The 14,754-nt window shown below is 62.7% G+C and carries 14 protein-coding genes; 5 read left to right on the forward strand and 9 right to left on the reverse strand.

What is annotated here, in order from left to right; all coding sequences use genetic code 11:
• Positions 1 to 6 precede the first annotated feature (6 nt).
• Complete coding sequence (locus tag ACSQ16_RS03350; RefSeq protein ID WP_243261690.1) at positions 7 to 771, forward strand: hydroxypyruvate isomerase family protein; 765 nt, start codon at positions 7 to 9, stop codon at positions 769 to 771.
• Here ACSQ16_RS03350 and ACSQ16_RS03355 read toward each other — a convergent pair.
• The 4 genes from ACSQ16_RS03355 to ACSQ16_RS03370 form a co-directional block, all read right to left on the reverse strand.
• Positions 760 to 1,377 carry a glutathione S-transferase gene (locus ACSQ16_RS03355; RefSeq protein WP_243261689.1) on the reverse strand — a complete coding sequence of 206 codons (618 nt, stop codon included), beginning with the start codon at positions 1,375 to 1,377 and terminating at the stop codon, positions 760 to 762. The genes ACSQ16_RS03350 and ACSQ16_RS03355 overlap by 12 nt on opposite strands.
• Positions 1,378 to 1,652: 275 nt before the next feature.
• Positions 1,653 to 1,859: a YdeI/OmpD-associated family protein gene (locus ACSQ16_RS03360; RefSeq protein WP_243261688.1), complete on the reverse strand. Its 207-nt coding sequence runs from the start codon at positions 1,857 to 1,859 to the stop codon at positions 1,653 to 1,655.
• Positions 1,859 to 4,657, reverse strand: coding sequence for a DNA polymerase I (gene polA, locus ACSQ16_RS03365; RefSeq protein WP_435988590.1), 2,799 nt, complete (start codon positions 4,655 to 4,657; stop codon positions 1,859 to 1,861). The genes ACSQ16_RS03360 and polA overlap by 1 nt, the downstream gene beginning before the upstream one ends.
• A 122-nt stretch (positions 4,658 to 4,779) precedes the next feature.
• A complete protein-coding gene (locus ACSQ16_RS03370; RefSeq protein WP_067263007.1) occupies positions 4,780 to 4,959 on the reverse strand; it encodes a zinc-finger domain-containing protein in 180 nt (59 codons plus the stop codon).
• A 169-nt stretch (positions 4,960 to 5,128) separates the two neighbouring features.
• On the opposite strand from ACSQ16_RS03370, the gene gpmI reads away from it, so the two are divergent.
• The 3 genes from gpmI to ACSQ16_RS03385 are packed head-to-tail and all read left to right on the forward strand — an operon-like array spanning position 5,129 to position 9,120.
• On the forward strand, positions 5,129 to 6,646 hold the full coding sequence (gene gpmI, locus ACSQ16_RS03375) for a 2,3-bisphosphoglycerate-independent phosphoglycerate mutase (protein WP_243261686.1): 1,518 nt from the start codon (positions 5,129 to 5,131) through the stop codon (positions 6,644 to 6,646).
• A complete protein-coding gene (locus ACSQ16_RS03380) occupies positions 6,643 to 7,779 on the forward strand; it encodes a murein hydrolase activator EnvC family protein (RefSeq protein ID WP_243261685.1) in 1,137 nt (378 codons plus the stop codon). Before gpmI ends, ACSQ16_RS03380 begins: the two co-directional genes overlap by 4 nt.
• 3 nt (positions 7,780 to 7,782) lie before the next feature.
• Positions 7,783 to 9,120: a S41 family peptidase gene (locus ACSQ16_RS03385; RefSeq protein ID WP_243261684.1), complete on the forward strand. Its 1,338-nt coding sequence runs from the start codon at positions 7,783 to 7,785 to the stop codon at positions 9,118 to 9,120.
• A gap of 53 nt (positions 9,121 to 9,173) precedes the next feature.
• Here the strand turns inward: ACSQ16_RS03385 and blaOXA are convergent, their stop codons facing one another.
• From blaOXA to ilvD, 5 genes are all read right to left on the reverse strand, one after another.
• Positions 9,174 to 9,962 (reverse strand): class D beta-lactamase, encoded by a 789-nt coding sequence (gene blaOXA / locus ACSQ16_RS03390; RefSeq protein WP_243261683.1) that lies wholly within the window; start codon positions 9,960 to 9,962, stop codon positions 9,174 to 9,176.
• Positions 9,963 to 9,994: 32 nt separating this feature from the next.
• Positions 9,995 to 10,369 (reverse strand): hypothetical protein, encoded by a 375-nt coding sequence (locus ACSQ16_RS03395; RefSeq protein WP_243261682.1) that lies wholly within the window; start codon positions 10,367 to 10,369, stop codon positions 9,995 to 9,997.
• A 10-nt stretch (positions 10,370 to 10,379) separates the two neighbouring features.
• Positions 10,380 to 11,153: a DUF6478 family protein gene (locus ACSQ16_RS03400; RefSeq protein WP_243261681.1), complete on the reverse strand. Its 774-nt coding sequence runs from the start codon at positions 11,151 to 11,153 to the stop codon at positions 10,380 to 10,382.
• A gap of 117 nt (positions 11,154 to 11,270) precedes the next feature.
• Positions 11,271 to 11,867 carry a hypothetical protein gene (locus tag ACSQ16_RS03405; RefSeq protein ID WP_093927435.1) on the reverse strand — a complete coding sequence of 199 codons (597 nt, stop codon included), beginning with the start codon at positions 11,865 to 11,867 and terminating at the stop codon, positions 11,271 to 11,273.
• The gene (ilvD, locus tag ACSQ16_RS03410; protein WP_243261680.1) at positions 11,848 to 13,614 is read right to left on the reverse strand and encodes a dihydroxy-acid dehydratase; all 1,767 of its coding nucleotides are present in this window, start codon (positions 13,612 to 13,614) and stop codon (positions 11,848 to 11,850) included. The genes ACSQ16_RS03405 and ilvD overlap by 20 nt, the downstream gene beginning before the upstream one ends.
• Before the next feature lie 210 nt (positions 13,615 to 13,824).
• Here ilvD and ACSQ16_RS03415 point away from each other — a divergent pair, with 210 nt between their 5' ends.
• Positions 13,825 to 14,724: a CPBP family intramembrane glutamic endopeptidase gene (locus ACSQ16_RS03415; RefSeq protein ID WP_243261679.1), complete on the forward strand. Its 900-nt coding sequence runs from the start codon at positions 13,825 to 13,827 to the stop codon at positions 14,722 to 14,724.
• Positions 14,725 to 14,754: the final 30 nt, after the last annotated feature.

Raw genomic sequence — 14,754 nt, forward strand, 5'->3', positions numbered from 1 at the left:
ACCCGAATGCCGATAACCCCCGCCGCTAATCTGTCGCTGCTCTGGTCAGAGCTGCCCTATCTGGACCGGTTCGACGCGGCGGCAGAGGCGGGGTTTGGCGCGGTCGAAGTGTTGTCTCCCTATGACATGCCCGCGAAAGAGACGCAGCGCGCCTTGCTGCGCAACGGGTTAACCCTTGCCCTAATCAATGCCCCACCGCCGAATTATACCGGCGGTCAGCCCGGTTTCGCGGCCATTCCGGGCGGGGAGGCACGCTTTGCCCATGATATGCGCCGCGTCTGGCGCTATGTCGACGCGCTGCGGCCCAAGATGGTGCATGTCATGGCCGGAGAGGCCGAAGGGCCAGCGGCGACAGAGACTTTTGTGGCGAACCTACGTCATGCCGCCGCCGAGGCGCCGCCGGGGGTCACGCTGATGATTGAGCCGCTCTGCCCGCAGGCCAAGCCGGGCTATTTCCTGAACGATTATGCGCAGGCGATAGAACTGCTCGTGGCGGTGGATGCGCCGAATGTGGCGCTGCAATTTGACAGTTTTCACGCGCAGATGATCCACGGCGATGCTGTCGCGGTGTTTGAGGAATACCGCCGCCTTATCCGCCATGTGCAGCTAGGTGATGCGCCAGAGCGCGGGGCGCCGGGCAGTGGCGAAGTCGATTTCGACGGGCTTTTTGCCGCGCTGCGAGCGGGCTATGACGGATTTGTCAGCGGGGAGTATATTCCGGATGTTGCGACAGAGCAGACGCTTGAATGGGTGGCCGCCTTAGGGGAATGACACCGGCGCATCGTCGGGCTGCCACTGGGGGTATTTGCTCATCACGCTTTCGAACCGGAGCGAGGCGAGGAACCGGTCGAGCCACCCTTGCAGATGCGGCCAATCCTGAGCGTCGAACCAGTCGCGGTCGATAAAGGCGAATTGCCGCACGAAGGGCAGGATCGCGTAATCTGCCAGCGTGGGACGGTCGAAAATCCAATCGTCCAGTTGCGCGTCGAGGTCTTGGAGAAAGGCGGCGGCCTTGGCGCGTTGTTCTTCGGGGTCCACATTGGGATAGCGGGTGGTGTATTTGGTGCGGTCCAGCGCGTCTTTGAACGGGCCGTCGGCGCGGGCGATCCAATCGTGCCCCTCGGGCGGCATGTCGCACCAGCCTTCGGGATCGTTCTGGGCCAGCGCCCATTTCATGATGTCGAGGCTTTCGTCGATAGGGCCCTCGTCCGTCACGAGGCAGGGCACGGTGGCGGTGGGCGAGGCGTCGAGGAAGGCGTGCGGTTTGTCCCGCAGGACGACTTCGCGCAGGTGAACGGGCGTTTGCGCGGCAGCAATGGCAAGGCGGGCGCGCATGGCATAGGGGCAGCGGCGGAAGGAGTAGAGGATTGGAGTCATGGTGTGTGAATAGCGGCAAAAGGTCCGAGATTCTATGCGCAGACGACGATCTATGCCATCCGGTCCGGAATCAAGCCGCAGGCGCCGGGCCATCGCCTGCCCGCCCGTCACGCCAAAGGCGTGCCGCTATATGATGGGCGCACCTCAAGTGCGACCGGGTAGGCGATTTGGCGAGGTTTGGCGCAACTTAGCTAAGTCACATCATGGCTGAACTATAAAGTGGCATGAACGAGCGTTGGGATCGCCGACCCGCGGGCAGGCGATGGCCCTCTCTCTCACTGAAACGGTGTCGGCGGAAGCCCCTTGCCGGCAAAGCGCGCCACGTCATCCACCCGCTTTGACCGCGCCGTCGTGGTCCGCGCCGCGTCGATCCATGCCAGCGCATCGGCGCGCAACTCATCGCTGTAGCCGTCCCAACCGGCCTGCGCGCCGGTCTCCTCCAGCGCTTGGGCGAGGTCTTCGGGGAGGTCTGTATGAGCCATCAATGCGCCTCGGCCCAATTCGCACCCACGCCCGCATCGACGATCAGCTTCACATCCAGCTTGACCACCGGATCATTGGCGTTCACCATCACTTCACGCGCGGCGGCGATCAGCGCGTCTTCGGCGCCCTTTTCGACCTCGAACAGCAGTTCATCGTGCACCTGCAGCAGCATCGTCGCGGGCAGATCGGCGATGGCCTCGGGCATCCGAACCATGGCGCGGCGGATCACGTCGGCGGCGGTGCCTTGGATCGGCGCGTTGATCGCGGCGCGGGCGGCGAAACCGGCTTGCGGCCCCTTGGCCCCGATGTTGGGCGTGTTGATCTTGCGACCGAACAGCGTCTGCACAAAGCCATGCTCTTTGGCGAAGGCTTTGGTGTCGTCCATATAGGTGCGGATGCCGGGGAAACGTTCGAAATAGCGGTCGATAAAGCCCTGCGCCTCGGCCCGTGGAATGCGCAGGTTGCGCGCAAGGCCGAACCCGGAGATGCCGTAGATCACGCCGAAGTTGATCGCCTTGGCGTTGCGGCGAATTTCCGGGGTCATCTGATCCATCGGCACGTCAAACATCTCGGACGCGGTCATGGCGTGGATGTCGTCACCGCGGGCAAAGGCTTCCTTCAGCGCGTCGATCTGTGCGATATGCGCCAGAATGCGCAACTCGATCTGGCTGTAGTCCAGTGCCACCAGCACCTTGCCCTCGGGGGCGACGAAAGCCTCGCGAATGCGGCGGCCTTCCTCGGAGCGGATCGGGATGTTTTGCAGGTTCGGATCGGTCGAGGCCAAACGCCCCGTCGCCGCCCCGGCGATAGAATAGCAGGTGTGTACCCGCCCCGTGTCGGCGTTCACATGGTCTTGCAGCGCGTCGGTATAGGTCGATTTCAGCTTGGACAGTTGCCGCCAATCCAGCACCCGGCGGGCGAGGTCATGCTCGGTGGCCAGATCCTCCAGTACATCCGCGCCGGTGGAGTATTTACCAGTCTTGCCCTTTTTGCCGCCCTCAAGCCCCATCTTGCCAAACAAGATTTCACCCAGCTGCGCGGGGGAGCCGACGTTGAACGTCTCTCCGGCCAGATCGTGAATATCAGCCTCTAGCCCCGCCATTTTCTGGGCAAAAGCGTTGGACATGCGGCTGAGCGTATCGCGATCGACGAGTATCCCCGAACGTTCCATCTGCGCCAGCACTGGCACCAGCGGGCGCTCAAGCGTTTCATAGACTTTGGTGACTTCGGCGCGGTGCAGCTGCGGCTTGAAGAGTTTCCACAGGCGCAGGGTGACATCGGCATCCTCGGCGGCATAGGGCACCGCGTCTTCCATTGGCACCTTGTCGAAAGTCACGGCGGATTTGCCGCTGCCGAGTAGCGGTTTAATCGGCAAGGGCGTGTGGCCGAGGTAACGTTCGGAAAGCGTGTCCATCCCATGCCCGTGCAGGCCTGCGTGCATCGCGTAGGACATCAGCATCGTGTCGTCGATGGGCGCGACAGTGATGCCCAGTTGGGCAAAGATCTTGCCATCGTATTTCATATTCTGCCCGATCTTGAGGATCGCAGGATCCTCCAGCATCGGGGTCAGCAGTTGCAGCGCTTCCTCAATCGGCATCTGGCCGGGCGCGAGGTCATCGGAGCCGAACAGATCATCACTGCGGCTGGCCTTGTGGGTCAGCGGGATGTAGCAGGCCTGCCCGGCCTCAACCGACAGCGACACGCCGACCAGTTCGGCGGTCATCTCGTTCAGGCCGGTGGTTTCGGTGTCGACCGCGACATAGCCGACCTCATAAATCCGGTCGAGCCAGACGCGCAGCGCTTCGGCGTCGCTGACCTGCTCATATTTGCTGTGATCGAAGGGCACATCCGCGACCTGCGGTGAGTCCGCCACGTCGGGCGCTGGCGCGTCGGGGATGGCGGGCGCTTCGCGGCCCAGCACTTCGGCTACACGCTTCGACAGGGTGCGGAACTCCATCTCGGACAGGAAGCCGAGCAGGCGGTCCGCATCGGGGTCGCGCACTTCGAGGTCGTCGATGGTGAAGTCGAGGGGGGTGTTTTCGTCTAGCAGGACGAGGCTGCGGCTCAGGCGAATTTGCTCGGCATGGTCGATCAGGGTCTGGCGGCGTTTGGGCTGTTTAATCTCTTCCGCGCGTTCCAGCAGCGCATCCAGATCGCCGTATTCGTTGATCAAAAGCGCGGCTGTCTTGATCCCGATGCCGGGTGCGCCGGGCACGTTGTCGACCGAATCGCCCGCCAGCGCCTGCACATCCACCACGCGGTCAGGGTAAACACCGAACTTCTCAAACACCCCATCGCGGTCGATGGTTTTGTTTTTCATAGCGTCGAGCATTTCCACCCCGTCGCCCACAAGCTGCATCAGATCTTTGTCGGAGCTAATGATCGTGCAGCGCCCCCCGGCGGCACGGGCCTGCACAGCCAGCGTGGCGATGATGTCATCGGCCTCATAGCCCTCAAGCTCTTTGCAGGCGATGTTGAACGCCTCGGTCGCGGTGCGGGTCAGCGGGATTTGCGGGCGCAGGTCTTCGGGCATGGCCTCGCGGTTGGCCTTGTACTGGTCGTACAAGTCGTTGCGGAAAGTGTGGCTGCCCTTGTCGAAGATCACGGCGACATGCGTGGGCGCATTGGGGCCGGTGTTGCCCTCAACATAGCGGTGCAGCATGTTGCAGAACCCGGCGACCGCGCCAATGGGCATGCCGTCGGATTTGCGCGTCAGCGGTGGCAGGGCGTGATAGGCGCGAAAGATGAAGGCAGAGCCGTCGATCAGATGCAGGTGGTGGCCTTTGCCGAATGTCATAGGAATGCTCCGCTGGGTTGGCGACCCTTTTGCCACGAAGCATGGCCCACGGCCAGACGCCAATGCGCCGCGCGGGCAGGTTCGTGCCGTCGGTTCAGATGTTCAGAGGGGGCCGGAAAGGCTCAGACTTTGCCTTCGAAATCCGCATGGACGAATTTACAGTCGCAATAGCCGCATTCGACCCAGCCGCGATCCTGGGGGATTTGCAGCCAGACGCGCGGGTGGCCAAGCGCGCCTTCGCTGCCGTCGCAGGCCACGCGCCAAGTGTTCACGATGCGGGTTTCGGGCGCTTGCAGGGTCATGGAGTTGGTCCTCGGCTCAGGCGAAAGTTGCCCCTCGTTATGACCAAAGCAGGCGCGCGGGGCAAGGCCTCTGCGCGGGAATGGGAGGCTTGTGCACAAAGTGGTTCAAGTGCCAGCCCACAAGGGGTAAAAGGCGCTGAACAGCCACCAAGCCGGAGCAAGCAGTCTGATGAGCGCCCCCAAACCTGTCGTATTGTGTATCCTTGACGGTTGGGGCCTCAGCGAGGTGCCGGAGGGCAACGCGCCCTTGCTGGCCAAGACGCCGAATTTCGACCGGATCATGCAGGCGGGGCCGAAGGCGCAGTTGATCACCCATGGCCCCGACGTAGGCCTGCCGCGCGGGCAGATGGGCAATTCCGAGGTCGGCCATACCAATATCGGCGCGGGCCGGGTGGTTGCGATGGATCTGGGGCAGATTGATCTCGCCATCGAAGAGGGCAGCTTTGCCGAGAATGAGCGCCTGCAAGATTTCATCGCCAAACTCAAGGAAACCGGCGGTACCGCGCATCTGATGGGCGTCGTCTCGGACGGGGGGGTGCATGGGCATCTGAGCCATATGATCGCCGCCGCCCGCGCGCTGGATGCGGCGGGACTGCCGGTGGTGATCCATGCGGTGACCGATGGGCGCGACGTGGCGCCGTCCTCTGCCCTTGGCTATTTCGAGACGCTGGAGGCGGCGCTGCCCGAGGCCGTGAAGATCGTCACCGTGACCGGGCGCTATTTCGCGATGGACCGTGACACTCGTTGGGACCGGGTGGGCAAGGCTTCGGCGGCAATTTTGCGCGGCGAAGGGCAGGCGTTTCCCAATGCCCGCGCAGCGGTGCAGGCCGCCTACGGGCGGGGCGAGACGGATGAGTTCTTTGCCGCTAGTGTGATCGACGGCTATGCGGGGGCGGCGACGGGCGACGGGCTCTTCTGCCTTAACTTCCGCGCCGACCGCGCGCGCGAAATCATGGCGGCCTTGGGCGATCCGGGGTTCGACGCCTATGACACCGGCCCGCGCCCCGATTGGGCGGCGCTGATGGGAATGGCGGAATATTCCAAAGATCACGCCGCCTATATGACCACGATGTATCCCAAGCCGGACATCAAAAACACGCTGGGGGACTGGGTGGCGCAGCAGGGGCTGCGGCAGTTCCGTTTGGCCGAGACTGAGAAATATCCCCATGTGACCTTCTTCCTTAACGGCGGGGTTGAGACTCCGGCCACGGGCGAAGACCGCAACATGCCCAAATCGCCCAATGTGGCGACCTATGACATGCAGCCCGAGATGTCGTCGGGCAAGGTGACGGATCAATTCGTGCAGGCGATCGAGGCGGGTTATGACCTCATCGTGGTGAATTACGCCAACCCCGATATGGTCGGCCATACCGGCGATCTGGAGGCGGCGATTGCGGCTTGCGAAGCGGTGGACGCGGGGCTCGGCCGGGTGCTCAAGGCGCTGGAGGCCGCAGGCGGCGCGATGATCGTCACGGCGGATCACGGCAATTGCGAGATGATGATCGATCCTGAGACCGGCGGCGCGCATACGGCGCATACGCTTAACCCGGTGCCGGTGATGCTGGTGGGCGCGCCCGAAGGGGCCGCCCTGCGCGATGGGCGGTTGGCCGATTTGGCGCCCACGGTGCTTGATCTGATGGGCCTGCCGCAGCCCGAAGAAATGACCGGGAAAAGCCTGCTTTCATGAAACATCTTGCCGCGGCTGTCCTATTTGCCTGTCTGCCCCTGATGGCACAGGCGCAGGCCGAAGAGGCCGCAGCAGAGGCGCGCGCGGCGGCGTCGGCGCTGGAGGCGGCGTCGACACGGCTCGATCAAGCCGATGGGGCGCGTGACCGGGTGCAGGCGCTGACCGAAACGATTCAAGCGTTTGAGGCGGGGCTCGCGGCAATGCGCGCGGGTCTGCGGCAGGCGGCGATCAACGAGGCACAGCTGAGCCGCAAGCTACAGGCGCGCGAGGGCGAGGTGGCGCAGTTCTTGGGCGTCTTGCAAAGCATCGGTGGTGATCCCTCGCCCGTGGTGCTGCTGCACCCCGATGGTCCGATGGGCACCGCCCGCGCGGGCATGTTGCTGGCTGAATTGACGCCCGCGCTCAACGCCCGCGCCGATGCGCTGCGGCAGGATTACGAAGACATCAAGACCCTGCGCGCGTTGCAAACCGATGCGGCGCAGCGTTTGCAAGAAGGGCTGACCGAGCTTCAGGCCGCGCGTACCGCGCTTAATCAGGCCATGGCCAACCGCACTGATCTGCCGATGCGCTTTACCGAAGACCCGGTGCGCACCGCGATCCTCATCGCCTCGACCGAGACGTTGGATGGTTTCGCCAGCGGCCTGTCCGAGATCACGACCGGCGCGGTGGAGCCTGCGCCGGTGAACCTCGACGGGCAGGTGGGCGATCTGCCCTTGCCTGCGCTGGGGCTGGTGATCCGCAAAGCCGGAGAGACGGATTCGGCGGGGGTGACGCGGCCCGGCATGATCCTTGCTACCCGCCCCCGCGCCATTGTCACCAGCCCCTCGGCGGCGACGATCCGTTACGTGGGGCCGCTGCTTGATCTGGGCAATGTCGTGATCCTTGAGCCGCAGGTCGACACGCTCTTTGTGCTGGCGGGGCTGGATATCGTTTACGGCCAAGCCGGGCAGGTGATTGCCGGTGGCACACCCATTGGGTTGATGGGCGGGCCGGAAAGCGGCACAAGTTCCCAAATGTCACCAAATGGTGAAGGCACTGGCACTGACCGCACAGAAACGCTCTATATAGAAGTCAGGCAAGACAATACACCTCAGGACCCGGCAGATTGGTTCCGCACCGACAAGGATGGATAGCAGATGAAGAAATTCGTGATGGCAGCCGTTGCAGGCACGGTCGCGGGGGTGGTGGCAACCACTCAGATCGCCGGACCGCTGTTGGCGCAAGAGGCTGAGAAGACGACAAACGTCTATGAACAGCTCGACCTCTTTGGCGATATTTTCGAACGCATCCGCGCGCAATATGTCGAAGATGTCGAACCCGGTGACCTGATCGAAGCCGCGATTAACGGCATGTTGACCTCGCTTGATCCGCATTCGTCATACCTCTCGCCCAAGGACGCCGAGAAGATGCGCGAGCAGACGCGCGGCGAATTTGGCGGTCTGGGCATTGAGGTCACCCAAGAAGAAGGTTTCGTCAAAGTCGTCTCACCCATCGACGAAACACCTGCCGCCGAAGCAGGGATTGAGGCCGGTGATTTCATTACCCACGTTGATGGCGAAAGCCTGCTGGGCCTTGGCCTTGATGACGCGGTCGAGATGATGCGCGGGCCGGTTGGGTCTGAGATCATCATCACCGTGGTGCGCGAAGGCGAGCCGGAGCCCTTTGACGTGTCCATCGTCCGCGACACGATCCAACTGACCGCCGTGCGCGCCCGCACCGTGGGCCAAACTGCCGTGCTGCGTCTGACCACATTTAATGAGCAGACCTATCCCAAGATGAAAGAGGGTCTGGAAGAGCAGATCGAAGATGCGGGGGGCATTGAGAATATCAACGGCATCGTAATCGACATGCGCAACAACCCCGGCGGTTTGCTTAATCAGGCGATTGCCGTCTCGGATGCCTTCCTCGAAGAAGGGGAGATCGTCAGCACCCGTGGCCGCGATATCGAGGATGGTGACCGCGTGAACGCCACGCCCGGTGATCTGGCCATGGGTAAACCGATCGTTGTGCTAATTAACGGTGGCTCTGCCTCTGCCTCGGAAATCGTCGCGGGGGCCTTGCAGGACCACCGCCGCGCCATCGTCATCGGCACCAAGAGCTTTGGCAAAGGGTCGGTCCAGACCGTCATGCCATTGCGCGGGGACGGGGCCATGCGCCTGACCACGGCGCGGTATTACACGCCATCGGGACGTTCGATCCAAGCGCTTGGCGTGTCACCTGACATCGTTGTGGCCCAGCCCCCAGCAGCACCGGAGACCGAGGAAGACGAGGCATTGTCCGCACGTCCCCTGCGCTCGGAAGCTGATCTGCGCGGGCGGTTGAACAATGACAGCCTGACCGACGATCAGATCAAACAGATCGAAGATGATCGGGAAAAGGCCCGCATCGCGGCCGAACTGCGCGAAGAGGATTACCAGTTGGCCTATGCCATCGACATCCTGAAGGGTCTGTCGGCTTTGGGTCCGAACGAGTAACGGGGTCTTTCCCGAAACGCGAAAAGCCCCGCTGGCAGCAGCGGGGCTTTTTGTTAGTCAAGCTGGCGTGGCCATTCGTCGAGAAACGCATCGCGGGTCAGATTGCCCGGAGACCCGTCTTGGCGATGCGTGGCTTGGGTGAGGGTGACAAAGACGACCTGCCGATCCGCCTTTTCGGCCCAGCCCAGATACCACCCCCAACCGCGGGCATAGTCAAAGCTGCGGTCCGCACGCCGGGGGAAGGCCGCGCCGGTTTTGCCCTTGATCTGCCATCCGCCCACGTCTCGCCGTTCGACAATCGCGCGGGCCTTTTGCATGGCAGCAGGAGATACGGGCAGGGCGTCGCGCAGCAGCGCGCGTAGAAAGACCGCTTGCTGGCGTGGGGAAACCTGTAGCGAAGAGGCGATCCAAGCGCGGTCTAATCCGTTGTCTTGGCCCGCATCGCCACTGAAATCCGCGTTGCCATAGCCAAAGCGCCGCGCATAGTGCGCGAGTCTGTCAGCACCCAATTCATGCGTCAGCCGGTGCGAGTACCACAGCACTGAATAGCGCAGCCAGTCGGTGGGAGACGTGTCCTGCCGCCACGGCGCACCGCCCCAGTCGGGATCGCCTGTTCGGTAGCTGAAAACCGGGGTTTCGGGGTCGATCAGAAGCCCCGTGTCATAGCCGATCACCGCCAGTGGCAGTTTGAAAGTCGATGCCGGAGTGACGGGTCGGTCACAGTCGCCCTCTTCCAACAGGGTCGCGCCGGTGGGGGCGTCGATCAACAGCGTACACAGTGTCTCGGCTGAGGCGGGCAAGGCCATGGCGAAGGACAAAAGCAAAGAGCGGAATGCGCGCATGGGGCAGCCTTTCGCCGGGTTTGATAGGGGGGTTAATCCGTCTCGCGGCAATGGCGACGAAATGCGCGTTTCAGCATGTCGAGTTCGGCGCGCAGCAGGTCCATCTCGGCGCGGATGTCATCACCAAGCGCCTCATCGGCGATCAGGGTCACATGCCCCAACGACATGCCGCTGGTCTGTTCGGTGATAAGCAGCGTTTGCACCCCATCGGCGATCACCTCAGCCGGGATGGGGATTGAGAGGTGCCATTCGCCCGCCGTCTCAGCAGCGGTCAACGTGACCCCAGCGAGTTCAGAGCCTTGGTGTGTCACGTTAACCTGCGGTGCCTCCGTCCCGCCCTTGGCAGTCAACACGCCCTGCCAGACGCCTTGGCGCAGCACGGTTTTGGTCAGGTCAAATCGGCTCATCACGGGAATCCTAGATTTGGGCGCGGGGGCGGCGGGAGAAGGTGAGGTCGCGCAGCACGACTTGGTTCATGTCCGGCCCCTCAAAAATCAGGTCGATCCATGCCGCCTCGATCCGTTTTTCGTTGAGGTTGGTATAGGCGAGATCAAACTCGATGCTGATGCTTTCCATGTCAGCGGGCAGTTCGCGAACAATCTGTTCGGTATTTGGACCGTGGCGAATGTTGAGCCGAGCAAAGATCTCAAGCGGATGCTCCAACTGCACGATCGCATCCATGCGGATCAGGTGGCGGCGCTTTAATCCGGAGACGGCATCATCTGGCAGGTCAATCACCAGCGATAGGAAAGATCCGTCGAATTCGAACACGTCGAGTTGCAGGCCATAGGGGGCGAGGTCAGCTTCGCGCAGATTGCGCAATTGGCGCAGGGTCAGTTCCGATTGTGCACAGTCGTGGAAAAGGGTCACTTCCGCGCCCAGCATCGATTTGGTTTCAACGGCCGAGATGCCGGGCGTCGGCAACGGCCCGCGCCAAAGCTCAGGCCGCCATGCCCAATCGGCGTTATGCGGTTTGGGGAATCCGGTGGCGCCAATGGCGGGCAGGGCCAGCCGTGCGTCGGCGCGTTGGATCAACTGATCGAGCTGGGCGCGCAGCAAGCGGGCGCGGCTGCGCTGGCGGCGTAGAGTGGCAAGGTCAACGGTGGCAGCTTTGCGCGCGGCGCGCGCCCAGCGTTGCAGCGCGCGGGCGTAAAACCTGCCCTCTAGATAACCGCTGCGAAAGTTGACCATGACTTGCGCCCCTTATTTCCCAGCAGCCTACGCAAGGCGAAGGTTTCGTTCAATTAAATAGCCTGCCGATTGTTTCCAGTGACGGGCAGTGTTGCCGATTTGGAAACAACGGGCCGGTCATGACCCGGCCCCAAGGCCTTCGCTTTTGGTTCGGCTTTGCTGGATAAGATCAGCCACCAATTCGCGCCCTTCTTCCGAAACTGCGCGGCTTTGTGGCGCACCATAAAGGGTGACGCTGGCGATATGGCCGCCGATCCGCGCCGTGCCGCGCCAGTGGCGGCCTGACATGCCTTCGGCGGGCACTGGCCCTTGGGCGACGAAAATTGTGGCCCCATCGGGGCTCCCGGTCTCTTGGACTTGTGTCAATCCGGCGGCTTTGGCCACCTGTTGCGGCGTCGGCAGCGGCGCGTCGGGTTCGGTTTCGATCAACGCAAGGGTCAGGATGCCCAGAGGTGCGGCGGTGACAACATCGGGTAGGCCAAGCGCATCGCAGCGGGCCATCAGGGCAAAGCGGCTTTTAAGGCTTTTGCGGTCGATGCAATAACCCTGCGGCGGGACGACTTGCACCGCCCCATCGGCAAGGATGGTTTGGCGCAGAGGTTCCTCTGCCGCCCCGGTACTGCCGCCAAGGGAAAAACCCTGACCGCCTTCGCAGGCGGACAGGGTAAGCAACGCAAGCGCCGCGAATGGGCTTTTAGAGGTCCATGTAATCATGGGTCTCGGCCTGAGCGCCCGGATGTGTCACAGCACCGAGGTAAGTGGGGCCAACGAGCTTGGCATATTTCCACAGCGCGCCGCTTTGGTAGTTCGTCTCACGGGGGCCAGCCCAATCTTTGCGACGCTCGGCCAGTTCATCATCGCTGAGATCAACACTGATGCTGCCGGTGATGGCATTGAGGGTGATCATGTCGCCGTTTTTCAGCAGGGCAATCGGCCCGCCGTGCGCGGCTTCGGGGCCAACGTGGCCCACGCAGAAACCACGTGTCGCACCCGAGAAGCGGCCATCGGTGATCAGAGCCACCTTCTTGCCCATGCCCTGACCCGAAAGTGCTGCCGTGGTCGCCAGCATTTCACGCATACCGGGGCCGCCTGCGGGGCCTTCGTTGCGGATGACGAAGACGTCGCCTTCCGAATAGGCGCGGTTTTGCACGGCTTCAAAGGCGTCTTGCTCGCATTCAAACACCAGCGCCGGGCCGGTGAAAACGATGTCTTCTTCCGACATGCCCGCGATTTTCACGATGGCGCCTTCGGGGGCGAGGTTGCCTTTCAGGCCCACGACACCGCCGGTCTTGCTGATCGGATTGGCGACCGAGTGGATCACCTTGCCGTCGGCTTCGCGGTCGATGCGGTCCAGTTCCTCACCGATGGAGCGGCCTGTGGCGGTCAGGCAGTCGGTGTGCAGCAGACCCGCTTTGCGCAATTCCTTCATGACCACCGGCACTCCGCCCGCATCGTAGAGATCCTTGGCCACATAAGCGCCGCCCGGCTTCATATCGACGAAGTAAGGCGTGTCGCGGAAGATTTCGCAGACGTCTTCAAGGTAGAATTCGATCCCGGCTTCATGGGCCATGGCGGGCAGGTGCAGGCCAGCATTGGTGGAGCCACCGGTGCAGGCGACGATGCGCGCCGCGTTCTCAAAGGCTTCGCGGGTGCAGATGTCGCGGGCGCGAATGTTTTTCTCGATCAGGTTCATCACCGCCGCGCCTGATGCCTCGGCATAGGCGTCGCGGCTCTCGTAGGGCGCTGGCATGCCCGAAGAGTTCGGCAGCGCAAGGCCGATGGCCTCTGACACGCAGGCCATTGTGTTGGCGGTGAACTGGCCCCCGCAAGCGCCAGCGGAGGGGCAAGCGACGCGCTCAAGCACATCCAATGCGGCCTGCGACATGGTGCCGTTTTGGAAGCGGCCCACGGCTTCGAACATGTCCTGCACGGTCAAATCACGGGTGGCGAAATCTTCGGGCACATCGGCCCCGGCGGGTGCTTTGCCCGGCAGGATCGACCCGCCATAAAGGAAGACCGACGGCACGTTCAGCCGCAGCATCGCCATCATCATCCCCGGCAGGGATTTGTCACAGCCCGCGAGACCCACGATGGCGTCATAGCAGTGGCCGCGCATGGTCAGCTCAACCGTGTCGGCAATCGCTTCGCGCGAAGCCAACGAGGAGCGCATGCCCTCATGGCCCATCGCAATGCCATCTGTGACGGTGATCGTGGTAAATTCGCGTGGCGTGCCCTGTTCGGAATGCACACCCACCTTTACGGCCTGCGCCTGACGGTTCAACGCGATGTTACAGGGCGCTGCTTCGTTCCAGCAGGTGGCGACGCCCACCAGCGGCTGGTGAATCTCTTCTTCGGTCATGCCCATGGCGTAGTAATAGGACCGGTGCGGCGCGCGGGCCGGGCCTTCGGTCACGTGGCGGCTGGGCAGCCGGGATTTGTCGAAGCGTGGGGTGGTGGACATCGGTGGGCTCCTTGAAACGTCTTGAATGGAATAGTCGGGCAGGGGCGGTGCTGCAAGGCTTTGGCGCATATGAGGCCGGGGAACTGTTGTATTGCAGCGTGTTAGGGCATAGGTTCTGACCTTCTGGCGCGGTCGGTTGGAGCCGCCCGCAAGCGTGAAGGTCCGGCATATGCTCTGCAACAACCACCCCCGATCTGACCTGCGCCGCTCATGACTTGGCGGCCCGATTACAGCACGCATGCGGAATTTGTCGCGCCCGCGCGCCCGGCATCGGCGCTTTGGCGGTTTTTTTTGGGGTTGTTCGTGGCGGTGGTGGCCTATGTCGCGCTGAACGAGTTTTACTTCCAGACGATCTATGCCTTCGCAGGAACATCGGCGGCATCGCTGCACGACAACTTGCTGAAGGGCGCCACGCCGCAGGCGATGTATCTGCTGCTGTTCAGCTTCGGTACAATGGCGATGGCCGTTGGTGTGACGGTGCGGATCGTGCACCAGCGCAATGCGAGCAGCCTGTTGGGCGTGCCAGGGCGGCTTTGGCCGAGTTTTCGCTCGGTGTCCCTCGCCATGCTGGCCCTTGGGGCGGTGCTGCTGATCCTGCCGCCGTGGGACATGGGCGGCGAACTGACGCCGAACCTGCCCTTGAACCGTTGGTTGCTGCTCTTACCGCTGTCGCTGCTTGCCGTGCTGGTGCAGGTCAGCGCCGAAGAGATTGTCTTTCGCGGCTATGTGCAGCAGCAACTGGCGGCACGGTTCAACTCTCCGTTGATCTGGATGGTGCTGCCCTCGGCGCTGTTTGCGCTTGGTCACTATCTGCCTGCCGAGGCGGGGGAGAATGCGCTGATGGTGGCGCTTTGGGCTGGGGTGTTCGGGATTTTGATGGCAGACCTCACTGCGCGTTCCGGCTCGCTTGGGCCTGCCATTGCCGTGCATCTTTGGAACAATGTCTCAGCCATTTTGATTGTCTCTTTGCCGGATGATCTTTCCGGGCTGGCGTTGTACCTGACGCCCTTTTCGATGGATGATGCAGCGGCGATCCGCACATGGTTGCCGGTTGATTTTGCGCTTATGCTGGTCTCATGGCTGGCGGCGCGACTGGCAATACGCCGCTGATTGCAATTTCCCGGTGCGGGGATTATCTGG

This window comes from Sulfitobacter sp. SH24 (genome assembly GCF_965641895.1).
Taxonomy (GTDB): domain Bacteria; phylum Pseudomonadota; class Alphaproteobacteria; order Rhodobacterales; family Rhodobacteraceae; genus Sulfitobacter; species Sulfitobacter dubius.